Below are 24198 nucleotides of genomic sequence, written 5' to 3'. Positions count from 1 at the left end.
GAAGACTGCGCATGGGAGACGCGTGACATGGACGAGATGACTTTTGACGTTGTGGTGGTTGGCGGCGGCGTGACCGGCGTCGCGGCCGGCATCGCCGCGGCGCGAGCCGGAGCCAATGCCGTGGTTCTGGAGCCGCGTCCCTTCGTGGGCGGCAACGCGACCACAGGCCTCTGCCTCCACAGCTTCCTGACGCGCGACCGCCGCCAGACCGTCTTCGGCCTCGCGCAGGAAATGGTCGACCGCCTGAAGGCCATCGGCGCCGCGGTTGGCCATATCCCCTATGACGGCTTCGTCAGCGCGGTGACTCCGGTCGACGGCGACTGGTTCCGCATCCTTGCGAGCGAGATGCTGGCCGAGGCCGGCTGCCAGGTGATCTATGGCGCGAGCGTCGTGGGCGTGGAGCGGGACGGCGACGCGATCGATGCGCTCACCGTCGCGATGAAGGGCGGGCTGCGCCGCGTCGTCGCGGCCTCCTACATCGACACCAGTGGAGACGCCGACATCGCGGCGCTGGCGGGGGCCCCCACCCGAAAGGGCGAGGAAGGCACCGGCAAGATGCAGCCGGTCTCGATGCTGATGCACTTCCACCGCGTCGATACCCGCCTCATCGCGAAGACGCTCGGCGAAGTCGGGCCCGCGATGGCCGACAAGCCCGGCGAGAGCGAGCCTATCCCGGTCTACTTCAACGGTACGTTCAGCGCCTGGAACGATGTCATCGCGGAGGAGAAGATCTTCCCGAACCGCGACCACAAGGTGTTTTTCAACACGGTCTGGCCGGACCGCATCAACGTCAACACCTCGGCGGTTTTCGGCGTCGACGGCACCGATCCGCTTGCGATGTCGCGCGCCTTCCAGGATCTCACGCGGCAGTGCGTGAAGGCCGGCAACTTCCTCGTGAAGCACGTGCCGGGGTTCGAGCGCGGCTATTTCGCGCCGCAGGTGGTGGCGGGCGTTCGTGAGAGCCGCAATATCCTCGGGCGCTACGAGATCACGAAGGAGGACGTGCTTGAGGGCCGCAAGTTCGACGATACGGTCGGGCAGATCTGCTTCCCCGTGGACATCCACCATCCGGACACCGGCCAGGCCTATTTCGTGGACGTCGGCGGCGACGGCGCGTTCGACGTGCCTTACCGCTCGCTGCTGCCGCAGGGGATCGACAACCTGATCGTCGCCGGCCGCTGCCTTTCGGCTACTCACTTCGCCCACGGCGCGACGCGCAACATGGCGCCCTGCATAGTGACTGGCCAAGCCGCCGGAACGGCTGCTGCGCTGGCCGCTCGCGGCAACGCGCCGGTCGCCCATCTCGACGTCGCGGACCTGCAGAAGCAGCTCGTCGCCGACGGGGCCTTTCTCGGCGAGAGCGAGGAGCCACGCGAGCGGCGAACAGCCTGACGACCGGACTCAAAAATCAAAAACAAGAAGCTTTGCATTGGGAGGTTTGACATGCGGCGTAGGGAGTTTCTCGCCCTCGGGGCCGGCGCGCTTGCGGCGCCGGTCTTTCTGACTAAGGCGCGTGCCGGTGCGTCGGATTGGCCCGCCAAGCCGGTCCAGATCACCGTGCCGTTCCCGCCGGGGAGCGCCTCCGACATCCTGTCGCGCGCCCTCGGCGCGTCGATGGGCGACATGCTCGGCCAGCCGATCGTCATCGAGAACAAGCCGGGGGCGGGCGGCGCCATCGGCACAGGATCGGTCGCGGCTGCGCCCGCCGACGGCTACACGCTGCTGATGGCGACCGCCGCTCACACGATCACGGCGGTCACGATGAAGAAGCTGACCTTCGATCCGCGCAAGGACTTCATCCCCGTCATCGAGCTTACGACGATGCCTCTGGTGCTCGTGGTGCATCCGGACGTAAAGGCGAATTCGGTGCAGGAGCTTGTCGCTCTCGCCAAGGAAAAGCCCGGCGGCATCAGCTTCGCATCTTCCGGCCCCGGCACCTCGCACCAGATGGCGAGCGAGTTCCTCAAGCTCACCGCCGGGATCGACATCGTCCATGTGCCCTATCGCGGCAGCGGGCCGGCGCAGCTCGACCTCACGACCGGCCGGGTCGATATGATGTTCGATAACATCGTCGCCTGCATCGCGAACATACGCGCCGGCAAGCTGCGGCCGCTCGCGGTGAGCTCCAGACAGCGTTCGTCCATCCTGCCGAACGTTCCCACAATGGCCGAGTCCGGCTATCCCGACTTTGATGTCGGGGCGTGGTTTGGCATCATGGTGCGGGCTGGAACCCCGCAGCCGATCGTCGACCGTATTGCGAGCGTGTCCGGGAACGCCATGCGCCAGCCCAAGGTTTCTGACCTCTTCACCAAGGACGGCGCGGTGGTGACGGCGAAAACCGGCGCGGCTTTTCAGAAACTGCTCGAGGCGGACTACAGCCGGTGGGAGACGGTCGCGAAGGAAAGCCGGATCCGGATCGAATGACGAGCCTCGGACGAGGGGAAGGGCTGGTCGCCCTCTAACGCCGTCGGGACCTGAATCTGCGAGGGCCAAATTTTCGCTTCTTGCTCGGAACGGCAGAGATGATTTGAGGACTTGGGACGCGCAGGCGCCAAGGTGGAGCGCGTCCCAGATCCGATGCCTCACCCCGACTTCAGATCAGTAGTCCCAGTACGCCGGCGCCCAGCGGAACGTTTCGCCCTCGACCGCGACCCGGCCGACGGACGGAAACGGCAGGTGGGTCGCGACCAGCTGTTCGCCGGTCGCCGCAAGCTCTCGCAGAAGCCTGACCCTGACGCGGGCGGCCTCCTCCGGGTCGTGCTCGAAGCCGTTGTGCCAATCGGGATGATCGAACCCGACCGTGAACACCGCGTCGCCGGCGAAGGTCAGCCGGTCGCCGCCGGAGGCGACGCGAACGACGCTGTGTCCCGGAGTGTGGCCGCCGATGCGCTGGACCACAACTCCGGGCGCCACCTCATGCTCGTCCTCGAACATCCGCAACTGGTCGCGGTAGGCGATCACAAACCGCTTGGCGGCGGACTTCAGCGCGTCCGGAAATCCTTGCGGCATGGAGGTGAGGGAAAAGTCCGGAGCCTCCCAGAACGCGACCTCGGCGGCCGCGACGTGGATCCGCAGGTCCGGACGCAGCGCGTCCTTCACGCCGTCCACGAGAAGGCCGCCGACGTGATCCATGTGCATGTGGGTGAGCACCACGTCGGTGACCGACCCAAGATCGATGCCGGCGGCCTCCAGCCGCATGATCAGTTGCCCGGCGCGCGGCAGATTGAGGTCCGGATCGAAGCCGAGACCCGCGTCGATGAGGATCGTCTGGTCGCCGCTGTGAACCACGACCACGTTGAGCGACCAGTCGAACGCCTCCCGCGGCAGGAACATCTCGTCCAGCCAGGCGGTCCGGTCGGCCAGGGCGGCGTTGTGCCCCAGCATTGCGGTGGGGAGCGGCAGCACCCCGTCGCTGATCACCAGCACGTCGATGTCGCCGACGCGCACGGCATAGCGTGACGGCACCAGGTCATGGGGCTTCGCAAGAGGAGCCCGGACAGGAGATCCGATGTCCATTTCTGCATCCTTCCGAGATTTGATCGCCATGGCGGAAGCGAAAGCGGCGGCTTGCGGCTGAGCGGTCTTCAGCGCGCCGCCGAGGATTCCGCCTCCGGTCGCGCGACGCCGGCGTTCGGACGTCGCGAAGGGAAGACGAGCGGCCCGGCCGGGATGTGACATGCTGGAGGGAAATCGCCTCGGGCGCCCGTCGCCATTGCCCTGGGGAGGGCGTCTTGAAGGCTTCGGTCGCGCCCGCCTTTCGCTGCGAGAAGCAGGTTCGAGCGAATATCTCCCGCACGATGTCACATGCGCCGACGCCGGCTCGTCACAGCCCCGAACATTCCGTTTGGGGACATCTTCATGACCAAGGCGATTTTGACCTTCGCTCTCGTGTTCGGCGCCGGCCTCGCGGCGAACGGCCTCTACATGCTCGCGGATCCGCAGGCGTGGTACTTCGCCATACCGGGCGTCACCACGACGGGTCCGTTCAACCAGCACTTCCTCCGCGACATCGGGCTGATCTTCGTGTGCCTCGGGTCCGCCTTCGCCCTGGGCGCGGCGCGGCGCGAGGTCCGCACGCTGCTTTGGGGCGCCGGCGCGGTCTGGCTGTCCGGCCACGCGCTGTTTCACTTCTGGGAGGTCGCCACCGGGATCTGCGGGCCCGACGCGCTGGCGAGGGACTTTCCGGCGGTGACGACGCCTGCTCTCGTCGCGATCGCGCTCACGGTCTGGTCGGCGCGCCATGCTGAGCGCTGACGAGGCGACAGGCGCGTTCCAGGCGGAGCGGCCTCGGCTCGTCCGGCTCGCCTACCGCATGCTCGGCTCGCTCGGCGAGGCGGAAGACGTGGTTCAGGACGCCTGGATCCGCTGGCGGCAGGTCGACCATTCGGAGGTCGCCTCGCCTGGAGCGTTCCTGTCACGGACGGTCACGCGGCTCTGCCTCGACGTCATGAAGTCCGCCCGCGTGCAGCGCGAGACCTATTTTGGCACCTGGCTGCCGGAACCCTTCGCCACGACGCCGGAGGACGACATCGGCGACGACATCACGCTGACCCTGATGCTGGCGCTGGAGCGGCTTTCCCCGCTCGAGCGCGCGGCGTTCATTCTTCACGACGTTTTCGGCATGCCGCTCAACGAGATCGCCACCACCCTCGACCGCGAGGCTCCGGCCATCCGGCAGCTTGCCGCACGGGCGAGGAAGCACGTGCAGGCGGCAAAGCCGCGCTTCCCTGTCGATCGGGAGGAGGGCGCGACGATCGCTAAAGCGTTTTTCGAGGCGTCGGCGTCCGGGGACGTCGCGGCGCTTCGAGCGATGCTTGCAGAGTCAGTGGTCGTGCACTCGGATGGCGGCGGCAAGGCGCACGCCTTCCCGCAGCCGATCATCGGCGTCGACAAGGTCGCGCGCATGTTCGAGGGGGTGGCGCGCAAGTCGTGGATCCAGAATGCGCAGAAGCTGCAGGATCTCTGGATCGACGGCCTGCCAGGCTATCTCAGCCTCGAGCCGGGGAACGCGTTCCAGACGGTCGCGCTCGAGATCGAGAACGGCCTGATCGTCGGGATCTACTTCACGCGCAACCCCGACAAGCTGGAGCGGCTCGTGGAGCGGTTCGGGCGGGGCGCGGCCTCGCCGAGCGCCCACTGAGGCCGGTCACCGCCGCGCAATTGCGAGTTCCGCCCGGCAGGCGTGCGAAAAGTCGCAGAGCGGGTCGAGGTCGCCTGCGTGTCGGATGTCCGCGAAGGCGGCCAGATCCTTGTTCGGGGAAAAATAGGTTTCGCCGATGCGCTGCATGACGCGCTCGGCCTCCGCGAGCGTGCCGGCCTCGCCGAACAGCCGGATCTTGTTGACGATGGCGTAGAGGTTCACGAGCTTGGCCGGATCGTCGAGCTCATGCCGGAAGGCGTCGCCGAACAGGGTCGAGGCCTCCCGGATGAACTCTCCATAAAGCGCTTCCCGGCGCGCGCGGTCCTGCTCCAACAGGGTGGCGCGCTCCTGGGCGTGCTGGGTCAGCCATGTGGTGGCGAAGGACGCAAGCGCGCCGATGGCCGAGCCGGCAAGGGCGGCGAGCGCCGAGATGTAGCCCGCGTCCATCGGCGTGCGCCCTGTCAGATCGCGCGCGGGGGCTGAGCGGCGGCCCAGTCGCCGAACCGCTTCTCTGAGATGCGCGCGCCCTCGTCGGGGGTCAGGGAGCGATCGTCGATGATCGTGCCGAAATAGCCCACCGCATCGTCCACCAGCACGTTCTTCGGCTCGCCGACGGACTCGAAATAGAGCTTCACGAGCGTGGCGACCGGCATCTTCTCCGGGCCCGCGATCTCCACCATCCCGTTCAGCGGCGCCGCCAGCGCGACCTCCGCGACAAGCGCGGCGACATCGGCCGACGCGACCGGCTGGATCGCGCGTGACGTCGCGCGCGTCACGCCGTCGACCGTCGCGGCGCCTGCGATCGCGCCGGCGAACTCGAAGAACTGGGTGGCCCGCACCAGCGTCCAGGGGATGCCGGACGAGGCGATCAACTCCTCCTGCGCGAGCTTCGCCCGGAAGTAGCCGCTGTCGAGCAGGCGCTCGGTCCCGACGACCGACAGCGCGACGTGGTGCGAGACGCCGGCCGCGGTCTCGGCGGCTGCGAGGTTGCGGCCGGCGCGGACGAAGAAGTCGAGCACGGCGTCGTCCGCGAAGGAGGGAGAGTTGGCGACGTCGACCACCACCGTCGCGCCCTTCATCGCCTCGATGAGCCCTTCGCCCGTGACCGCGTTGACGCCGGTGTTGGGCGAGGCGGCGACCACCTCATGTCCCGCGGCGTTCAGTTTGGCGACAAGCTGGGAGCCGATCAGGCCCGTCCCTCCAATAACGACGATCTTCATGCGACGCTCCATCTGTCGTGTCCCCACGGGGGCCTCGACGACATGACGAGCGAGCTGACAGGCGATGTGACATCGGCTGTGGCGAAACCTGCGGCGCTGCCGCCTAAAGGCTCCCATTCTTCTATAGGGGCCTCGCGCGCCGTCAGCGGTCGCGTCATCGACGGCCATGTGCGATGCGAGCTTGCGAAGCGCTCAGCAAACGCGAGCGTCCGCTCTCAGCAAGAAAGCGAAAGACCGCTTCTGGCGCATGTCGCCGCCTCAGTCTCTCGTGGGACGATCGTGCAGGAGCTGGCGTGCCGTGCGCGCCGGATCGCGCCGGAGAAGGTCGACCGCCATAGGCGCGCTGATCCGTTCGGTCGTCCCAGGAGCGTGGAGCGTCGCCCTAGAGCTCGCGCCCAATCATCCTGTCGAGCGACAGCGGGCCGCCGCCGCGGAAGGCGATGAACAGCGCGGTGAAGCCCAGCATCAGAGGATATTCGAAACCGCGGTCGATCCATGGATAGGTTGCGCCCAGCAACCAGCAGATGACCGCCATCTGGACCGCAAACATCGGCGCGACGACGCGCGTCAGCAGGCCCGCCGCGAGCATCAGTCCGCCGGCGAACTCCAGGATCGCGACGAACAACGCGAGCTCCCCGCCGAAAGGCAGTCCGAGCGTTTCCGATATCAGCCGCGTGGAGCCCGCCATCGGGTCCGCCATGGACCCATGGGCGGTCCCCATGATCTTCGGCAGGCCATGGGTGACCAGCGTCAGCCCGCAGGCGATCCTGAGCGCCGCGTAGCTCATGGGATACGCGCGGTTGTAGAAGCCCGCGAGCCCGGGAATGACCAGTCTGGCGTCGGCGTTTCGGTTGGGCGCCTCAGAAGCGATAGGCAACGGCATGGCGATGGGGTCCTGAAAAGGTTGATGGAGAACGGCGGGGCTCCGGTCACCCCGCGGCCCGGCGGCGCCGGGGCGCGATCTTCGGCATCGTCGGCGGCCTCAGATCGCGCCGCCATTGGCGCGGACCACCTGGCCATTGACCCAGCCCCCGTCGGGGCCGGCCAGGAACGAGACCACGCGGGCGATGTCCTCCGGCTCGCCGAGACGTCCCGCGGGGATCATTCTGGTCAGGGCGGCGACCTGCTCCTCGGACTTGCCCGAGAGGAAGAGGTCGGTCGCGACCGGGCCCGGCGCGACCGCGTTCACGGTGACGCCGCGGAGGCCGAGCTCCTTGGCGAGGACGTGGGTCATCGCCTCGACGGCCGCCTTGGTCGCGGCGTAGACGGCGTAGCCCGGTGGGTACAGACCGACCACGCTCGACGAGAAGTTCACGATGCGCCCACCGTCGCGAAGCCGGTTCGCCGCTTCGCGCAGGCCGCGGAACACGCCGCCGAGATTGACTGCGACATGGGCCTCGAACAGCGCGTCGTCGGCCTTGGCGAGCGGAGACAGCGTCATGACGCCGGCGTTGTTGACGAGCACGTCGACGCCCCCGAATTCGGCCTCCGCCGCGTCGAACAGCGCGGACGCGGCCGCCCTATCGGTCAGATCGGCCTGGACCGCGAGAGCGCGACCGCCGGCTGCAGCGATCTCGGCGACAAGCGCCTCGGCGGCGTCCCGGCCGCGTGCGTAGTTGATGACGACGGAAAAGCCGTCGGCGGCGAGCCGCCGGCTGATCGCCGCGCCGATGCCGCGGGAGCCGCCGGTGACGATCGCGGTGCGATTCAAAAGTTCGGCCATGTGGTGTCTCCTTGGAAACTGAACATGGACCGGCTTCGCGTCTGAATAATCGCCCCGCGCTTGCCAACTCTGTTCGGCTATGGCGAACAATGGCGCATGGACCATTTCGACGCCCTGCGCCTGTTCGCCCGCGTCGTCGAGCGGCGCAGCTTCACCGACGCGGCGGTCGACCTCGGCCTGTCGCGCTCGACCGCGACGGAGACGATCCGGCGGCTCGAAGCGCGCCTCGGCGCGAAACTGCTGGAGCGGACGACGCGTCATGTGGCGCCGACGCTCGACGGGGGACAGTTCTACGAACGCTGCGTCGCGATCCTCGCCGATGTCGAGGACGCGGAGGCGACGCTGCGCGCGGGCGAGCCGCGCGGCCTGCTGCGGGTCGACGCCCCGGGCCTGCTCACGCGCACCTTCCTGCTGCCCGCTTTGGAGGCCTTTCTTGAGCGCCATCCGAAGATCGACATCCAGTTCGGTCAGAGCGACCGGCTGGTCGATCTCGTGCGCGAGGGCGTCGACTGCGCCATCCGGGTCGGCGAGCCAGCCGACAGCAATCTCACGATGCGGCGGCTCGGCGCGCTCGCCGAGGTCACCGTCGCAAGCCCCGCCTACCTCGCGCGGCATGGGACGCCGCGATCGATCGAGGAGTTGGACGGTCACCTCATGGTCGGGTTCGTCTCGTCGCGGACGGCCGAGATGCTGCCCCTCGAGTTCACCGTCGACGGCAGGACCCGCGAAATTATGCTGCCAAGCCGCGTGACGTCGAACAGCGCCGACACCAACGCCGATCTCGCGCGGCTCGGCTTCGGGTTGATCCAGGCGCCGGTCTATCGGTTCGAGCGCGAGCTGCGGGAGGGCGCTCTGGTGGAGGTGCTTCCCGCATACCCGCCGTCGCCGACGACGCTCTCCGCCCTGTTCCCGAAAGCCCGGCAGATGGCGCCCCGCCTGCGCGTCTTCCTGGATTGGGCGGCGTCGACCTTCCGGGCGCTGTGACGTCCTACGGCAGCGACGATCGGTACCGCCGCCGCCCAGACGTGAGCGAAGGTCGGAGGAGCTCAGCCGAGCGTTTGGCAGCGGCACAGCCGATGCGGACCGGTCGCCCGATACCCGCCGCGCATCGCAACCGCTAACGCTTTATTGGTGTCCGACTTGGCTGACTGCGGGTCAAACTAATCCCGCGTCCTCGGCCAGCTGGCGGGCGTCCGTGTTCATCGCGGACCGAAACAGCAGAACGGGCAGAAACAGGAACAGCAACGCCTCCGATCCGAGCGGCATGTCCGTGACCGCTTCGGCGACGTCTTGCGTCCCCGGCCCGAACGAACCGCTGCGCAGCACCAGCGCCAGCGCCCCGATCGCGACCCCGAAGATCGTGAGCAGCACGCTCGCCGGCAGCCGGAGCTGCGCCGCGACGGGCTCGGCCAGACTGACGGCCATCAGAAGAAGAGCGATGATCAAGATGGCGAGCGCGACCGGCGTGACCCCGGTACTTCATCCATCGGGAGCGGCTTTTTAGCCTTGATCTCAGCCTGTGTCCGCGTCGAGGCGCAAAGATGCGAGCCGAGGAAGCTGGCCGCCGCGCAGTGGTCCGGGGCTTCGCCCGAGGAGGCCGGGCGCGAAAGCGCGCAGCTGTATCGAGAGCGCAAGGACTGCCCGCTCCGGGCGCTGCGACGGGGCCGACGTTCGCTTCGGAAAGATGGGCCAATGTCTGCTCGTGGCGCGAAGCGACGGCGGCTTGCGACCGCTCGGCGCCAGAAGCGGACTTGAACACGCTCCCGTATAGCGGACGTTCGGCCAACTGCGCTTACGATTGATGTGCCGATCTTCATGCGCTGTCGGCTTGCGATCCAAAGGCTCGCGGCGAGGTATCAGTGAATGCGACGCACAGGTCTCCGCTGGCGTCGCATTCAATGCCGTAGTCCTTATGATCACGAGTGATCAAGGCGGCAACATCACCAGGGCTGGCGGCCGTGGCTGCCGAAGAAGCCCCCCGTCGGACCGTCCTTATCGATCAGGGCCATCCTGATCGCGGTCGCGGCGCCTTCATCCGGGCTCAACGCGCCCAGGTTGTCGTTGAGGTCGGTCCGGACATTCCCGGGCTCGACGACGTTGACCTTGATGCCGAGGGGCTCGAGCTCCTTGGCGAAGGCCACGGTCACCGCGTTGAGGGCGACCTTCGACGTCGTGTAATCGAGGAAGTTCACGCTTGAGTAGATCGACGTCGGGTCGACGATGAGGGCCAGGGAGCCCACGCCGCTGCCCATGTTGACGATCCGGCCATCCTTGCCCCCCTTCATGAGCGGCAGGAAGGCCTGGGTGACTCTGATGGGGCCATAGAGGTTCACCTCAAAGGTGGCCTTGATGTCCTCCATCCGAGCCTCGCTGGGCGGCCGCGTCCGGTCGAGGATAATGCCCGCGTTGTTCACGAGGACATGGAGGACTCCGATCTCGCTCGCGACCGTCTCGGCCGCGCGACGGACGCTATTTTCGTCCGCGACGTCTATCTCGAGGAACCGCACGTCCAGGCCCTCAGCTCGGAGCTGCCCGACGGCTTCCTCGCCGCGGGCGCGGTCGCGCGCGCCTATCCAGACCGAGAGGTCCGCTTGCGCCAGCCCCCGAGCAATGGCGAGGCCGATGCCCTTGTTGGCGCCGGTAACTAGCGCCTGTCTCTTGCCCGTCATGACCGCTCTCAAGTCGCGGCGGGCGCGGGGGTGGAGGCCACATGGTGGCTGATGTCGCCGAACAGCCGGGGATCGACCGCACGCGAGGCGAACCGCCACTTGGCGTCACGAAGCACGAAGGTGTCGATGTAACGACCGGTCACGATCGGCTGAAGCGGCAGGCAGTCGGTATGCTGGTGGACGGTGAAGTAGCAGACCGAACTGGCCTCGGTGGAGCTCTGCACCTCAATCAGGACGTTGGAGACGGAGTGCCACGTCCGAGGCGTGTTGTCAGAGTGATACTGAAGATTGTTCCTCAGGAATTGCGCGATCTTCTCCTTGCCGGTGATGTACTCGTCGACGACCTTGAATTGGGCGTCAGCCAAGAGTTCGGCGTTCGCGTCGACGTTCCCGAAGTCGAGATTATGGGTGTACTGGGCCAGCAGGCGGCGGACCTCGCTCTCGATGATGAGGCGGGCGACGGCGTCGGGGGTGGCGGACATAGCGTTCTTTCGTTGGAGCGGAGGTCGCTATTCTTATAGCGATCGCTACATACGCTCGACGCTTCGTCTCTGCAATAGTATAGTGGTCGCTAAATTCCGGTCCGAGGCCTTTTTGTCGGGTTGCAATGCGCCCGATGGCTGCGGCAGCTTTCAAAGCGTCCTAGGCTGTGGGGATGGCGCGGGCCTCGCAGAGGTCAGCCAGCGGCGCTGGCCGCGAACTCGGCCTTCAGGGCCCCCCCGGCGACCTCCGAGCAGCCCACCAGCTTCTCGGCCGTGTGGCCGAGGCAGGCGAAGGATGAGAGGCCGCGAAGGTTGACCAAGACGTAGTCGAGGATGCGGTCTACCGCCTCGGGCGACGCGTGGGCGACGATGTAGTCGTGGATGATTTTGCTGCCGCGTTCTCCAAAGGCGCTCGCCACTGCCGCGGCCTCGGCGTCGTCGGCGCGCATGGCCTCGGTGATCATGCAGCCGCGCCGCTCCGGGTTGCGGGTGTAATGACGCGCCGCGGCGACGAAAAGGTTGGTCAGGGCCCGGGCCGGATCGGCGTCCGTCGCGAGGATCTCGCCTACCGGCAGAAAGTCCGTCTCCACGTAGCTCTGCAGCGCCCGCTCGAAAAGGCCGAGCTTGCTACCGTAGGCGGCGTAGAGGCTGGGCGGCTTGATATCGAGGGCCGCCGTCAGGTCTGCCACGCCTACGGCGTCATAGCCACGGGCGTGGAACATCGCTTGGGCGACGCGGACGCCCTGTTGCCGATCGAACGCCGGCCGGCGGGTGATCTTTGTATCGACGGATTTCACGCATTCTACATAGCGACCGCTACACGGTGACTCAAGACGGCTCTTATTTAGTGATCGCTAAAAATTCCCTTGCGCTCGGTGGGGCTCAAATGTAGTGACCGCTACATCAGCAGCCACGGAGCTTCCATGACCTTCAAAAATAAGATTGCCCTGGTCACCGGCGCGTCGGCCGGCATCGGCTATGGCATCGCCAAAGCCCTCGCCGACGCGGGCGCACGCACCATCATCACGGGCCGCAATGCCGAGAGGCTCGACAAGGCGGTCGCCGAGCTCGGGCCGAACGTCAGCGGAATCGTCGCCGACGCCGCCAAGGTGGCCGACCTGCGACGCCTGTTTGATGCCATCAAGGCCGACCATGGCCACCTCGACGTCTTGATTGCCAATGCAGGCGGCGGTGAGCCGGTCGCGCTGCAGAACGTCTCCGAGAAGCACGTCGACGAGACTTTGGCCTGGAACCTGAAAAGCACGATTTTCTCGGTCCAGTTCGCCCTGCCCATCATGCCGTCAGGTGGCTCGATCGTCCTGATCGGCTCCAACGCCTTCAAAGCGGCGCCGGCCGGCATGAGCGTCTACGCGGCCGCAAAGGCCGGTGTGCGAGCCCTGGTTACCGGGTGGGTGCAAGAGATCAAGGGCTCCGGCGTGCGGATCAACGTCGTCAGCCCTGGCCCGGTCCGCACACCTGGCCTTGAGGGTTTCTTCGCGGCCGAGGAGGCGGAGGCGACCTTCGACTTCCTCGCCGGCCAGAGCACCGTCGGCCGCATCGGCACAACCGACGACATCGCAGCTGCTACCCTGTTCCTGGCTGGCGAAACAGCGGGCTACATCAACGGCATCGAGCTGTTCGTCGACGGCGGCGCCGCCCGCCTGTGAACCTCTGGGGAGCCTGTTCCCCCGCAGGCTCCCCGTCTCTTCCGATTGTGAAGACGGTCCATGGCTTCCCCGGCAAGAGCCTCGCCGTGCCCTCCGTGGACCGGCGCGCGCTCGCCCTATGGCGGCAAGGCTAGGATTCAGTTGAGGCGTCCAACCTTGGTCGAGTTGACGGCCTTACTTCTGCGGCCACGCGGCCACGACTTACGATTATACCCGTGGAAGTTGTTAGGCCGCCGATCGGTCCATCCGAGCCCGTCGCGCGATCGCCGCGGCATCCTTCGACGGGGGCAGTCCGAACAGTCGCGCATATTCGCGGCTGAACTGGTTCGCGCTCTCGTACCCAACCCCGAAGGCGACAGACGTGGCGTTGCCCTCGCCGGCGACCAGCAGAGACCGGGCGTGCAGCAACCGGATCCGCTTCTGGTACTGCAGCGGACTGAGTGCGGTGATGGCCTTGAAGTGACGGTGGAACGCCGAGACGCTCAAGGTCGCCATCGCGGCCAGCGCCTCGACCCGGATCGGCTTGGCGAAATTCTGCCGGATCCATTGGATCGCTACGCCGATGCGCGAGAGCGCCGTGCCGGGCGCCGCCATGTCGCGCAGCATCCAGCCGTGCGGACCCTGGAGAACGCGGAACAGCAGCTCGCGCTCATAGGCCGGCGCGAGCGCCGCGATCTCGTCCGGTCGATCCATGAGGCGCAGCATCCGGACCCAGGCGTCGAGAAGCACAGACGTCACGGGCGCGACCGAGAAACCGGAGCCGTAGAGCTCGCCGCCCGCAGGTTTAGGCAGGTCGGCGAGAAGGCCAGCCACGACCGCAGGCTCCAGCGTCAGGCTGATGGCCAAATAAGGATCGCCGGACTTCGAAGGGTGGACAGACCCGACAGCGGGTAAGTCCACCGACATGACGAAGTAGGTCGCCGGGTCGTACCGGAACGTCGTGTCCCCTACCGTCATGGTCTTATGGCCGGCGAGGATCAGGTTGACCATCGGATCGTAGACTGCGGCGAGCTGATGCTCGGGGATCTCGCCCTGGACCATCGCGACGCGCGGAATGCCTGTCTCGGTGCGCCTGTTCTCCGCCCGTGAGGCCAGCTTCCGCAATTCCGCGAGTTGCTTTTCCATGACCGGTCTTCTGCCACGCTCGACGAAGCCGAACAACTGGAAAGCAGAAATAGGCAAAATCGAAGGAGGAACGTGGGAGCGCGACGACGACCGCTGAGACTACCTTCCGCTCCAGGAACAAGCACTGGAGGCACACATGAAGATCGTCGTCGTCACGGGCGGAAGCCGCGGAATTGGAGCAGCCGTCGCACTGAAATGCGCCCGCCGCGGCATGGGCGTGATCCTCACCTACAACAGCAACACCAAGGCCGCCGAAGAGGTCGCGAGCGCCATCACGGTAGAGGGGGGCAACGCCGTCGCCCTGAAGCTTGACGTCACGGACGTCGCCTCCTTTCCCGCATTCAGCGAGGCCGTCCGCTCGGCGCTACGCGCGACGTGGGACCGGGGCGGCATCGACGGGCTCGTGAACAACGGCGGCTTCGGCCTCTACAACCCGATCGCGACCGTCACAGAGGCCGAGTTCGACGGCCTGTTCAACGTCCACCTCAAGGGTCCGTTCTTCCTCACGCAGGCGCTTCTGCCGCTCATCAACGATGGCGGCCAGGTCGTGAACGTCACCAGCGCGACCGTCCGCGTGGCGACAGCGGGCGTCGCGCCCTATGCGAGCTTCAAAGGCGGGCTTGAGGTGCTGACGCGGTACATGGCGAAGGAGTTCGGCGACCGCGGCATCCGCGCCAACTCGGTCGCGCCCGGGGCCATCCGCACCGAACTCGGCGGCGGCCTGACCGCCGAGTTCGAAGCCATGCTCGCCTCCCAGACGGCGCTTGGCCGCGTAGGCGAGTCAGAGGAGGTCGGCAGCGTGATCGCAAGCCTGCTTTCAGACGAGAACCGCTGGATCAACGCCCAGTCGATCGAGGTCGCGGGCGGCTATGTGATCTGAGGAGAAGCGCCATGCTCGATCATGTCTTCCTGTCCGTAAGCGATCTCGAGCGGTCGACCGCGTTCTATGCGGCGGCGCTCGCTCCCCTCGGCGTCCGCGACCGCCTCGACTACGACGGCAAGGACGGACCGCCCGGCCATCCTGACCTCAAAGGGTTTGGCGCCGGGGGGCGGATGTTCCTCTGGCTGCGCCAGGGCGTGGTCGATGGCCGCGCAGCGCATGTCGGCTTCGTAGCGAACAGCTATTCCGAGGTTGACGCCGCCTACGCCGCGGCGATCGCCGCGGGCGCCACGGACAACGGCGCGCCCGGCGCCCGGCTCCACTACGACCCCAACTACTACGCGGCGAACGTCCTCGATCCCGATGGCTACAGCCTCGAGTTCGTCCACAAGAACTGGCAGCACTGACCATGACCAAGCTGATGATCTACGGCGCGACCGGCTATACTGGACGCATGGCGGCCGAGCGCGCCAAGGCGGCGGGACTTGACCTTGTGCTGGGTGGCCGTGACGGAGCTCGGCTCTCGAGGCTGGCTGCGGAGCTTGGAGGCGACCACCGGGCGTTCGGCCTTGAGGACGGTCCCGCGATCGACGAGGCGCTGTCGGATGTTCAGGCGCTGCTAAACTGCGCTGGCCCGTTCATGCGCACCGCCGCGCCGTTGATAAACGCCGCGATCCGGTCGAGGACTCACTACCTCGACGTCGCCGCGGAACTGGACAGCTACCGCCTCGCCGAAGAGCTCGATGAGGCCGCGACTGAGGCGGGCGTGATGCTGCTGCCGGGGAGCGGCGGAAGCGTCGCCATGCTCGGGAGCCTTGCGGGTCACGCCGCGGCGCGCGTCACAACGCCGATCCGACTGCGGGTAGCGCTCCACGTCTCAGGCGCGATGTCCCGGGGGTCGGCAATCAGTGCGACTGAGAACGTAACGGGCGAGTGCCTCGAACGCGTCGACGGCGCGCTAACAGGTCGAAGCCCTTCAGATCTGCGCGACTTCGATTTCGGCGCAGGACCGAAGACGTGCTTCCCGGTGACGTTGCCCGACCTCGTGACGATCTGGCGAGACACTAGGATCCCGAACATCGAAACCTTCGTGCACGTCTCCGGGGACGCCTTCCCCTCGGGCGATCTTACTTCTCTTTCCGATGGTCCAACGGCCGAGCAGCGGGAGGCCAACCGATATCAGGCCGCAGTCGAGGTGACCGGAGCGGATGGGACTGTCGTTCGTTCCGTGCTCGACACCGTCAACGGGTACACCTTCACGCCGATGGCGGCGGTTGAGGCCGCACGGCGAATTCTGAGCGGCGAGGTTCGCCCGGGCTTTTTGACGCCAGCAAGTCTGTTCGGCGACGGCTTTGCCGAGACCATCGCAGATACCCGCATTATCGACATGTGACGGATCTGGAGGGCCAGAGGCCGCCATTTCGGAGTAGCCACTTAGCAGACCTTCTCAACGGCGCCTCTGGGTCAGGCTGAGACGAGCGCTCCCGACTGAGGTGCGGATCTGTGCCTGGTCAAGCTGCTTGTCGGCCCCGGCAATCCTGGCCCCGCCGGCGCCCCGTCGATGTCGGCAGGCATCGGCATCGAAGTGCTGCTTCCCCGTCACGACGGCTGGAACAGACGCATCCGCGCCTACGGCAACAGCGGCTGGTCGGGCACCCCGCAGGCGAGCCTTTCCCTGGTCGCCGGCGACGATCTCCATGCGGCGGCCGCGGGCAAGGGCTTCGTCGTGGCCACGTCCGACAACGGCCATGCTGGATCGGTGATCGACCCTTCCTTCGCCATGACCCCGGACGGCGGCGTGAACACGGTCGGCTGGAAGGACTTCTCGGAGCGCAGCCTGCACGAGGTCGCGCAGAAGACCAAGGCGCTGACCAAGCTCTACTACGGCCGGCCGCACGAGTTCGCGTACTGGGACGGCTTCTCCACCGGCGGCCGCCAAGGACTCAAGATCACGCAGGCGTTCCCCGACGACTTTGACGGCGTCCTGGTCGGCGCGCCCGCTATCAACTGGAACCGCTACCATACGGCCGGCCTCTATGCCCAGATCGCGATGAAGCAGGATCTGGGTGCGCTCATCGCGTCGGAGAAACTGACCGCGGCCAACAAGGCGGTCATCAAGGCCTGCGGCGGGGCCGAACTCGGCTTTCTGATCGACCCGCTGTCATGCCGATACGACGCCACGCAGGACGCGGCGATCCTGTGCAAGGAGCCGGCCTCGGGCGGCGCGCAGGCCTGCCTCACCAAGGCGGAAGCGGCGGTGATCAACAAGATCTGGTACGGGCAGACGCTCGACGGCTCGGCGCCTGCGCCCGCGGTCGACAACGGGGCGACAAGCTTCTCTCGGACAAGAAGCGGACCTGGTTCGGCTGGATGCGCGACGCCGACCTGAAGACCACCCCGGCCGGAGGCGCGCCCGGCATCTTACTCGCGGCCGACCAGACGGCGCTCGAGATGCATGACCCGACGCTCGGCAGCATGTTCTTCAACAACGCGAAGGGCAAAGGCGCCAACCGCTGGCTTGAAACTCTTGGGTACGCGGGGCTTGCCGAAGCGCAGGCCCGGGGCGTCGCCATGCAGCGGAAGTTCGGCCACATCAACACCGACAACCCCGGCCTCTCCGGCCTGTCGGCCTCGGGCGGCAAGATCGTGATGTACCAAGGCCTTGCTGGCGAATACATCCCAGCCCAAGGGTCGATCCACTACTAGGAGAGCGTCATGTCGCGGATGGGCGGGGCCGAGGCGGTGCAGACGTTCTTCCGCTCCTACCTGATCCCCGGCTTCACCCACAGCGGACGTTCTGAGGGCGTGCCGTCCGTGGCCGTGCCCAGCCGGTGTCGGGAGGCGACGAGATGTTCGTCGCGCTTCAGAACTGGGTCGAGGGCGGAAAGGCGCCGGGAACGCTGGAAATCAAGTCGAGCGACGCGAGCGTCTCGCTTCCGCTCTGCGTCTATCCCCTCAAGATCACCTATCGCGGCGAGGGATCGGCGAAGTCGGCCTCGAGCTACGCCTGCAAGTAACTGGTTTGCCTCGCGCTTGATCACAACCTACGGAAAGCGAGCATCGGTGGAATCAGATGCTCGCTTCATAACGGCATCTATTGGTCGGACTTGACTGATCGGAACGTGAAGCTCGTCGGCGTCTGCCCCTTCTTGGAAGGGTCGAAGAGATTCACGATCTGACCTTCGGAGACCCAGATCACGTCGCCGACGCGGGCGAGTCCCGTCGGTCCGGCGAAGTCCTTGATGGTCGTGAGCGTCGCCTTCCCGCCTTCGACCGTGACCCGCGACAGGGGGCCGCCGCCTTCGACCATGAGGAAGCCGGTCCCGTCGGCCTTGAGTCCGTCCGGGAACTTCAGCGGCCGGGGCGTCTCGATCTTGTCGATCTTGCCGACCGACCCGGCCTTCGCCTCGAAGCGGAACAGTTCGCCGCTGATTAAGGTGTTGGCGTAGAGGAAGCCGTCGGCGCCGAACGCGAGGCCGTCGAGGCCCCCCTTCAGACGGTCGTCCTGCGCCCAGACCTCCAGCTTCGATTCACCGAAGGCCAGGCGAAGAATCTGCGGCTGGGCCGTGTTCGAGACGTAGAGCGCCTTGTCGGAGCCTATCGCCATGTCGTTGCAGATCGCGGGCTTGGACGGCAGTTCGACGCTGATCCGGCCCTCGCCGGTCTTGAGGTCGAAGCCCTTCACGAACGAGCCCTCGACCTCGTTCGGGCCCCTGGCCCCGAGCTGGGAGGCGTCGTTGGAGCAAACCCAGAGCAGGCCGTTGGCCTCGTCGGCGAGCACGCCGAAGGTCGAGCGCGTGCCGAAGGCTCCCGGCTTGATCCAGACCTCGGCCGCCGTCGATCCGGGCTTCGCGCGCACGATGCCGCCGTTGGTGAGGCTTCCGGCGTAGAGCGTTCCGTCCGCCGTCGCCGTCAGGCTTTCGGGAAACGGTGAGCCACCCGGGAGGGAAATGACCGCCTGATCCGCCCATGAGGCGGACGCGGCGGCGAGAGGGAGGCCCGCGGCGAAGCCTACGGTCGCAAGCGCTTTCCGGCTTTGTGTTCGCATCGTTCAGTCCTCCTGATCTGGAGTTTTCGTCGGCGACGCCATCAAGCGGCGACGGCCGTCTTCTTCGGGCGCATGCTGGCCATCGCCTGTCCCATGATCGTTGTGCGCGCCCAGCGCGGCAGGGGCCGAAGCGACCACCCGAGGAGCTTCGCGACGAAGCCCGGATGGACGGTCCCGGAGCGACCGAGGGCCGCGACCGTGGCGCGTGCGACGTCCTTGGTGGTCGCGGCGAAACCCATCGTCATGTTCGCGCGGCTGGCGAAGCCGCTGTGGGTCGGCCCCGGCGCGGTGGCCAAGACATCGACACCGCTTGGCTTCAGCTCGCGCGCGAGCCCCTCAGCGAAGGTCTGCACGAAGGCCTTGGTCGACGCGTAGTTGACCGCGCCCGGCGTCCCCTGGAACGCCACGACCGAGCTGAACAGCACGATCCCGCCGCGGCCTCGGGCGGCCAGACGACGGCCGAACACGGTGGAAACCTCGACGACCGAGCGGCAGTTGAGGTCGACCATGTCGAGCTCGGTCTCGAGCGTCGCCTCGAGCAGCGCGCCGGAGGTTCCGAACCCCGCGGCCGCGACGACCAGTCCGATGTCCAGTTCGGCCGTCGCCTTGTCGAGCTGCGCGGCCCCGCCGCGGGGGCCGAGATCGCTCGCCACGACGCGTGTCTCGACGCCGGTCCGGCTGAGTTCGGCGGCGAGCGCATCGAGCGCATCCTGCCGCCGGGCGACCAGAACGAGGTTGAAGCCGTCCTGGGCGAGCTGCTCGGCGATGGCGCGCCCGATCCCGTCGGACGCGCCCGTTACGAGCGCCCAAGGCCCGTAGCGGCGGAGGTTCTGGCTCGGGTTTAGGGCTCTGTCGGATGCTTGCAGGCTCATGTCTGTTCCCCTGTCGGTCGTTGATTGAATGGCTCAGGTGTGGGCGGGCGTGGTCGTGGCCGCTGTGATCGGCGCCGGGCTTGCGCCCGTCTCCGGCCGGATGCGGAACCAGATCGCGTAGAGGGCGGGCAGGAAGAGCAGGATGAGCACGGTGCCGGCCGCGGTTCCGCCGATCAGCGTGTAGGCGAGCGAGCCCCAGAACACCGAGGTGGTGAGCGGCATGAAGGCGAAGACGGCGGCGAGCGCCGTCAGCACGACGGGACGCGCGCGCTGGACCGTCGCCTCCACGACCGCCTGGTAGGGGCTCATGCCTTCCTCCTCGTTGGTGTGGATCTGCCCGATCAGGATGAGCGTGTTGCGCATCAGGATTCCGGAGAGGCCGATCAGCCCGAGGATGCCGTTGAAGCCGAACGGCACGCCGAACAGCAGCAGCGTCGGCACGACCCCGACCAGGCCGAGCGGCGCGGTCAGGAACACCATGAACATCGCCGCGAAGCTGCGGACCTGAACGATCAGCACCAGCAGGATGAAGCCGACCATGATGGGAAAGATCGGGGCGAGCGCCGCGTTGGCCTTGTCCGATTCCTCGGCGTTGCCGCCGATCTCGATGCGGTAGCCCGGAGGGAGCGCCGCGATCGTGGGCTGAAGCGCCTTGAACACCTCGGCGGTCACCTGCGGCGGCTGCAGGCGTTCGTCGATGTCGCTTTGAACCGTGATCGTCGGGATGCGGTTGCGGCGACGCGTCACCGGGTCCTCGGGACGGGTCTCCACATGGCCGATCTGGCTGAGCGGCACCATCTGTCCGTCGCGGTTGATGAGCGTCAGGTCTCCAAGCCGGTCAAGATCGGGCGCCGCGCCGAGGTCGCTCCGCACCACCAGCGCAACGGCCCGTATGTCCTCGCGAATCTGGCTGACGGTGGCGCCGCGCAACAGCACCTGGAGCTGGTCGGAGACGTCCGCGGTGGTCAGTCCGATCGACTGCAACCGGTCCTGGTCGAGGACGAAGCGAGCCGTCGGGGCCCGCTCGCCCCAGTCCTGATTGACGGTGCGCGTGTTCGGGCTGGCCTCCATGACCGCCTGCACCCTGTTCGCGACGTCGCGCAGGACCGCGAGGTCCGGCCCCATGACGCGGAACGCGACCGGGAAGCGGGTGTAGGGACCGAAGACGAGTTGCGTCACGCGGACGCGGCCTTCCGGCGTGAGACCGTCGGCGATCACCTGCCTCGCCCGATGCTTCAGCGTCTCACGCTCCGCTTCGCTCCCCGTCAGCACGATGATCTTTGCGAACGACGGATCGGGCAGTTCGGGGTTGTAGGCGAGGAAGAAGCGGGGCGCGCCGGCGCCGACATAGGCCGTGACCACCTTCGCCTCCGGCTGCTTGAGCAGCCAGTCCTCGACGCGCTTGGTGATCGAGCTCGTGACGTTGATCCCGGTGCCTTCCGGCATCTGGACCTCGATCAGCACCTCGGGACGGTCGGAAGTCGGGAAGAACTGCTGCTTCACCAGTCCCATGCCGACGACGGCGACCGCGAAGGTCGCCGCAACCATGCCGGCGACCAGGAACTTGCGCCGGATCGACCATGAGACGAGACGCCGGAAGCGCTCGAACATCGGCGTCGCGTAGATCTGGCCGTGAGCGTCGCCCGGAAGCTTCTTGATGTCGGGCAGCAGCTTCACGCCGAGATAGGGCGTGAAGGCGACCGCCACGACCCACGAGGCGAGCAGCGCGAAGCCGGTCACCCAGAAGATGTTGCCGGCGTATTCGCCGGCCGTCGATCGCGCGAAGCCCACCGGCAGGAAGCCGATCACGGTGACCACGGTCCCCGCGAGCATGGGCGCCGCGGTGTGCGACCAAGCGTAGGTCGCAGCTTCGATCCGGTCGAGGCCCTCCTCGAGCTTCACCACCATGATCTCGATGGCGATGATCGCGTCGTCGACCAGCAGGCCGAGCGACAGGATCAGCGCGCCGAGCGTGATGCGGTCGAGCATGCGGCCGGTGACCATCATGATCACCAGAACGATCGCGAGCGTCAGCGGGACGGCCGCCGCGACCACGATGCCGACGCGCCACCCAAGGCTGATGAGGCATACGACCATCACCACGGCGAGCGCGACATAGAACTTCAGCGTGAACTCGCCGATCGCCTCCTCGATGTTGACCGCCTGGTCGGTGACCTTGGAGATCGTGACGCCGACCGGCAGGTCCGCGCCGAGCGTCGTCTCGGCTTTGCTGAGCGCCGCGCCGAGGTCGAGGCCGTTCCAGCGCTCCTTCATGACGACGTTGAGGATCAGAGCCTCGTCGCCGCCGTTGCGGACGAGCAGCGTGGGCGGATCTTCGTAGCCGCGCTCCACCGTTGCGATGTCGGAGAGCTTGATGACGCGTCCGTTCGAGACGATCGGCGTGTCGCGGATGCGGTCGAGGTCGTCGAGCGCGCCGTCGAGGCGCAGGAACACCTCGGGTCCCGACGTCGCGACCGAGCCTGCGGCGGTGACCGCGTTCTGACGTTGCAAGGCCGCGAAAACGTCGTTCGGGCTGACGCCGAGCGTCGACAGCCGCGCATAGGAGAAGTTGACGAAGATCTGCTCGGGCCGCTCGCCCATGATGTCGACCTTCTTCACGCCGGGCAGGTGCAGAAGGCGCTGGCGCACGGTCTCGGCGTGGCGCACGAGCTGCCGTTCCGGCAGGCCGTGCCCTTTGAGTGCGTAGACCGCGAAGACGACGTCGGAATACTCGTCGTTGACGAAGGGCCCGAGCGCGCCCTGCGGCAGCCGTGTCTTGAGATCGCCGAGCTCGAGCTTCTTGCGCGCCTCATAGAACTGGGCTGGCACCGCTTCGGGCGGCGTCGCATCCAGGAGCGTGACGGTGGACAGCGACAGCCCCGGCCGCGTCAGCGTCTCGACCCGGTCGTAATACTGCAGCTCCTGGAGCTTCTTCTCGATCGGGTCCGCGACCAGGTCCTGCATCTCCTGCGCGGTCGCGCCAGGCCAGACGGCGGTGACCGTCATCACCTTCACCGTGAACAGCGGGTCTTCCGCGCGTCCGAGCTTGAGGTAGGCGACCAGGCCCGAGATGACGATCGCGATGATGAGGAAGAGTGTGATCCCGCGCTCGCGGACCGCGAGCGCCGACAGGTTCCAGCCGCTCATTGCATCGCGGCCTTCTGCTCGGAGATGCGGATCGCGTCGCCCTCGCGCAGGAACCGGCCGCCGGTGGCGACCACGGTCTCGCCCGTCGCCAGTCCCTCATCGAGCGTGGCGAAGTCTGCGCCGAGGCGGGCGACCTTAACCGGCCGCCGCTGGAGCTTCGGACCGTCCGCGACGGCCCAGACGAAGGCGCCGGAACCGTCATCGTTCAGCGCAGCGAGCGGCACCCGCGTTCCGGTCGCCCCGTCGCCGATCGCGACGCTGACCGTCACCGTCGCGCCGAGCGGCGCCTTGGCGGCGTCCCCGCCCAGCACATAGCGCGCCTCATAGGTCCGGGTGCGGGGATCGGCGGCGTCGGAGAGCTGGCGCAGCGTCGCCGTCCCCTTCAGCTCGCCTCCGTAGAGCGTCGCCTCGGCCTCCGAACCGATCTGCGGGCGCACGCTTTCGGGCAGGCTGATGGACGCCTCGCGGGAGCCGCTGCGGGCAATGCGCAGGACGACCTGGCCGGCCGAGACGACCTGCCCGGGTTCGCCCAGGGTCTCGACGACGACGCCGTCCTCGTCGGCCTTCAGAACCGAGTAGGCGCTCTCGTTCCGCGCCACTTGGGCCTGCGCCTTCGCGGCCTCGAGCTGGGCGTTCGCGGTGTCGAGGGCCGCCTTGGCCTGCTCGTAGCGCTGCTGGGTCGACCAACCCGCCTTGCGGAGCTCGCGGTAGCGGACCTCGTCGGCCTCAGCCTGCTTCTGGACGGCGTCAGCGGAGGCCACCGCGCGCTCTCGGGACGTGATCGCGAGGTCGAGGTCGGTGCGGTCGATCCGCATCAGCGGCTGCCCCGCCTTCACGCTCACGCCCGTGTCCACGAGGCGCTCGACGATCTTGCCGGGCACCCGGAAGCCGAGATTGCTCTGGACGCGGGCAGCGACCACGCCGGTGAAGGCTCGGCGCTGTGTCCCGGCCGGCTCGACCATGGCGACCTGCACCACCCGAGCCGCCTGGCGCGGATCCGCCTGCGCCTCCGGCTTGCAGGCGCCCAACGCGAGAGCCGCCGTCGCGGCGCCGATCAGGCAGGCAATGCGGACGCTGGTCATCGGTTTCCTGTCCCCGCGCTATTTACAAATTATGGTCATCATATAAAAAGGACCTGCGTCGCTTGCAAGCGGATTCTTCGGCCGCCTCCCTCCGAGGGTCGGGATCCGCTCGCCGCGACGCTGCCGCGGTCGGTTTTCGCTTG

The 24198-nt window shown here is 67.3% G+C and carries 26 protein-coding genes; 12 read left to right on the top strand and 14 right to left on the bottom strand.

Annotation, left to right across the window (positions count from 1 at the left end; all coding sequences use genetic code 11):
- Nucleotides 1-27: 27 nt before the first annotated feature.
- Both JOD31_RS08380 and JOD31_RS08375 read left to right on the top strand, forming a co-directional pair.
- A complete protein-coding gene (locus JOD31_RS08380; RefSeq protein ID WP_204949888.1) occupies nt 28-1392 on the top strand; it encodes an FAD-dependent oxidoreductase in 1365 nt (454 codons plus the stop codon).
- 51 nt (nt 1393-1443) lie between these two features.
- The gene (locus JOD31_RS08375; RefSeq protein ID WP_204949887.1) at nt 1444-2424 is read left to right on the top strand and encodes a tripartite tricarboxylate transporter substrate binding protein; all 981 of its coding nucleotides are present in this window, start codon (nt 1444-1446) and stop codon (nt 2422-2424) included.
- 174 nt (nt 2425-2598) lie between these two features.
- On the opposite strand, the gene JOD31_RS08370 is transcribed toward JOD31_RS08375, so the two are convergent.
- Entirely contained in the window at nt 2599-3516 is a 918-nt protein-coding gene (locus JOD31_RS08370; protein WP_246482396.1) for an MBL fold metallo-hydrolase, read from the bottom strand.
- Between the two features lie 342 nt (nt 3517-3858).
- Between JOD31_RS08370 and JOD31_RS08365 the strand changes: the two genes are divergently transcribed.
- Together JOD31_RS08365 and JOD31_RS08360 are read left to right on the top strand one after the other, a co-directional pair.
- Nucleotides 3859-4254: a hypothetical protein gene (locus JOD31_RS08365; protein ID WP_204949885.1), complete on the top strand. Its 396-nt coding sequence runs from the start codon at nt 3859-3861 to the stop codon at nt 4252-4254.
- Nucleotides 4241-5140, top strand: a complete 900-nt coding sequence (locus tag JOD31_RS08360) for a sigma-70 family RNA polymerase sigma factor (RefSeq protein ID WP_204949884.1) — start codon at nt 4241-4243, stop codon at nt 5138-5140. Before JOD31_RS08365 ends, JOD31_RS08360 begins: the two co-directional genes overlap by 14 nt.
- 6 nt (nt 5141-5146) lie before the next feature.
- On the opposite strand, the gene JOD31_RS08355 is transcribed toward JOD31_RS08360, so the two are convergent.
- From JOD31_RS08355 to JOD31_RS08340, 4 genes are all read right to left on the bottom strand, one after another.
- Complete coding sequence (locus JOD31_RS08355) at nt 5147-5587, bottom strand: hypothetical protein (protein ID WP_204949883.1); 441 nt, start codon at nt 5585-5587, stop codon at nt 5147-5149.
- Nucleotides 5588-5601: 14 nt separating this feature from the next.
- Nucleotides 5602-6360, bottom strand: coding sequence for an SDR family oxidoreductase (locus JOD31_RS08350; RefSeq protein WP_204949882.1), 759 nt, complete (start codon nt 6358-6360; stop codon nt 5602-5604).
- Nucleotides 6361-6742: 382 nt separating this feature from the next.
- Nucleotides 6743-7243 (bottom strand): DoxX family protein, encoded by a 501-nt coding sequence (locus JOD31_RS08345; protein ID WP_204949881.1) that lies wholly within the window; start codon nt 7241-7243, stop codon nt 6743-6745.
- Nucleotides 7244-7342: 99 nt separating this feature from the next.
- Nucleotides 7343-8083 (bottom strand): SDR family oxidoreductase, encoded by a 741-nt coding sequence (locus JOD31_RS08340; protein ID WP_204949879.1) that lies wholly within the window; start codon nt 8081-8083, stop codon nt 7343-7345.
- A gap of 96 nt (nt 8084-8179) precedes the next feature.
- On the opposite strand from JOD31_RS08340, the gene JOD31_RS08335 reads away from it, so the two are divergent.
- Nucleotides 8180-9067, top strand: coding sequence for a LysR family transcriptional regulator (locus JOD31_RS08335; RefSeq protein WP_204949877.1), 888 nt, complete (start codon nt 8180-8182; stop codon nt 9065-9067).
- Between the two features lie 171 nt (nt 9068-9238).
- On the opposite strand, the gene JOD31_RS08330 is transcribed toward JOD31_RS08335, so the two are convergent.
- The 4 genes from JOD31_RS08330 to JOD31_RS08315 form a co-directional block, all read right to left on the bottom strand.
- Entirely contained in the window at nt 9239-9508 is a 270-nt protein-coding gene (locus JOD31_RS08330; protein ID WP_246482395.1) for a cation:proton antiporter domain-containing protein, read from the bottom strand.
- Between the two features lie 515 nt (nt 9509-10023).
- Nucleotides 10024-10752 carry an SDR family oxidoreductase gene (locus JOD31_RS08325; protein ID WP_204949876.1) on the bottom strand — a complete coding sequence of 243 codons (729 nt, stop codon included), beginning with the start codon at nt 10750-10752 and terminating at the stop codon, nt 10024-10026.
- A gap of 8 nt (nt 10753-10760) precedes the next feature.
- The gene (locus tag JOD31_RS08320) at nt 10761-11234 is read right to left on the bottom strand and encodes a nuclear transport factor 2 family protein (protein WP_204949874.1); all 474 of its coding nucleotides are present in this window, start codon (nt 11232-11234) and stop codon (nt 10761-10763) included.
- Nucleotides 11235-11428: 194 nt separating this feature from the next.
- Nucleotides 11429-12031, bottom strand: a complete 603-nt coding sequence (locus tag JOD31_RS08315; RefSeq protein ID WP_271206111.1) for a TetR/AcrR family transcriptional regulator — start codon at nt 12029-12031, stop codon at nt 11429-11431.
- Nucleotides 12032-12157: 126 nt separating this feature from the next.
- Between JOD31_RS08315 and JOD31_RS08310 the strand changes: the two genes are divergently transcribed.
- Entirely contained in the window at nt 12158-12901 is a 744-nt protein-coding gene (locus tag JOD31_RS08310; protein WP_204949872.1) for an SDR family NAD(P)-dependent oxidoreductase, read from the top strand.
- 225 nt (nt 12902-13126) lie between these two features.
- On the opposite strand, the gene JOD31_RS08305 is transcribed toward JOD31_RS08310, so the two are convergent.
- Entirely contained in the window at nt 13127-14026 is a 900-nt protein-coding gene (locus tag JOD31_RS08305; RefSeq protein WP_204950415.1) for an AraC family transcriptional regulator, read from the bottom strand.
- A 136-nt stretch (nt 14027-14162) separates the two neighbouring features.
- Between JOD31_RS08305 and JOD31_RS08300 the strand changes: the two genes are divergently transcribed.
- From JOD31_RS08300 to JOD31_RS08275, 6 genes are all read left to right on the top strand, one after another.
- Complete coding sequence (locus tag JOD31_RS08300) at nt 14163-14906, top strand: SDR family NAD(P)-dependent oxidoreductase (RefSeq protein WP_204949871.1); 744 nt, start codon at nt 14163-14165, stop codon at nt 14904-14906.
- An 11-nt stretch (nt 14907-14917) separates the two neighbouring features.
- Nucleotides 14918-15313, top strand: coding sequence for a VOC family protein (locus tag JOD31_RS08295; RefSeq protein ID WP_204949870.1), 396 nt, complete (start codon nt 14918-14920; stop codon nt 15311-15313).
- 2 nt (nt 15314-15315) lie between these two features.
- A complete protein-coding gene (locus tag JOD31_RS08290; RefSeq protein ID WP_204949869.1) occupies nt 15316-16299 on the top strand; it encodes a saccharopine dehydrogenase family protein in 984 nt (327 codons plus the stop codon).
- 168 nt (nt 16300-16467) lie between these two features.
- Nucleotides 16468-17295 (top strand): tannase/feruloyl esterase family alpha/beta hydrolase, encoded by an 828-nt coding sequence (locus JOD31_RS08285; protein ID WP_204949867.1) that lies wholly within the window; start codon nt 16468-16470, stop codon nt 17293-17295.
- Complete coding sequence (locus tag JOD31_RS08280; protein WP_204949865.1) at nt 17277-17612, top strand: hypothetical protein; 336 nt, start codon at nt 17277-17279, stop codon at nt 17610-17612. The genes JOD31_RS08285 and JOD31_RS08280 overlap by 19 nt, the downstream gene beginning before the upstream one ends.
- A gap of 125 nt (nt 17613-17737) precedes the next feature.
- Complete coding sequence (locus tag JOD31_RS08275; RefSeq protein ID WP_271206110.1) at nt 17738-17923, top strand: tannase/feruloyl esterase family alpha/beta hydrolase; 186 nt, start codon at nt 17738-17740, stop codon at nt 17921-17923.
- A 77-nt stretch (nt 17924-18000) separates the two neighbouring features.
- Here the strand turns inward: JOD31_RS08275 and JOD31_RS08270 are convergent, their stop codons facing one another.
- Genes JOD31_RS08270 through JOD31_RS08255 form a run of 4 tightly spaced genes read right to left on the bottom strand, consistent with a single transcriptional unit; the run spans nt 18001 to nt 24055 of the window.
- Nucleotides 18001-18954 carry an NHL repeat-containing protein gene (locus JOD31_RS08270; RefSeq protein WP_204949861.1) on the bottom strand — a complete coding sequence of 318 codons (954 nt, stop codon included), beginning with the start codon at nt 18952-18954 and terminating at the stop codon, nt 18001-18003.
- Between the two features lie 41 nt (nt 18955-18995).
- Entirely contained in the window at nt 18996-19826 is an 831-nt protein-coding gene (locus tag JOD31_RS08265) for an SDR family NAD(P)-dependent oxidoreductase (protein WP_204949860.1), read from the bottom strand.
- A 33-nt stretch (nt 19827-19859) separates the two neighbouring features.
- Nucleotides 19860-22973, bottom strand: coding sequence for an efflux RND transporter permease subunit (locus tag JOD31_RS08260; protein WP_204949858.1), 3114 nt, complete (start codon nt 22971-22973; stop codon nt 19860-19862).
- The gene (locus JOD31_RS08255) at nt 22970-24055 is read right to left on the bottom strand and encodes an efflux RND transporter periplasmic adaptor subunit (RefSeq protein WP_204949856.1); all 1086 of its coding nucleotides are present in this window, start codon (nt 24053-24055) and stop codon (nt 22970-22972) included. The genes JOD31_RS08260 and JOD31_RS08255 overlap by 4 nt, the downstream gene beginning before the upstream one ends.
- Nucleotides 24056-24198: the final 143 nt, after the last annotated feature.

The sequence above is a fragment of the Methylopila capsulata genome (assembly GCF_016907975.1).
GTDB classification, from domain to species: domain Bacteria; phylum Pseudomonadota; class Alphaproteobacteria; order Rhizobiales; family Methylopilaceae; genus Methylopila; species Methylopila capsulata.
This window is presented reverse-complemented; position numbering and strand designations above follow the sequence as displayed.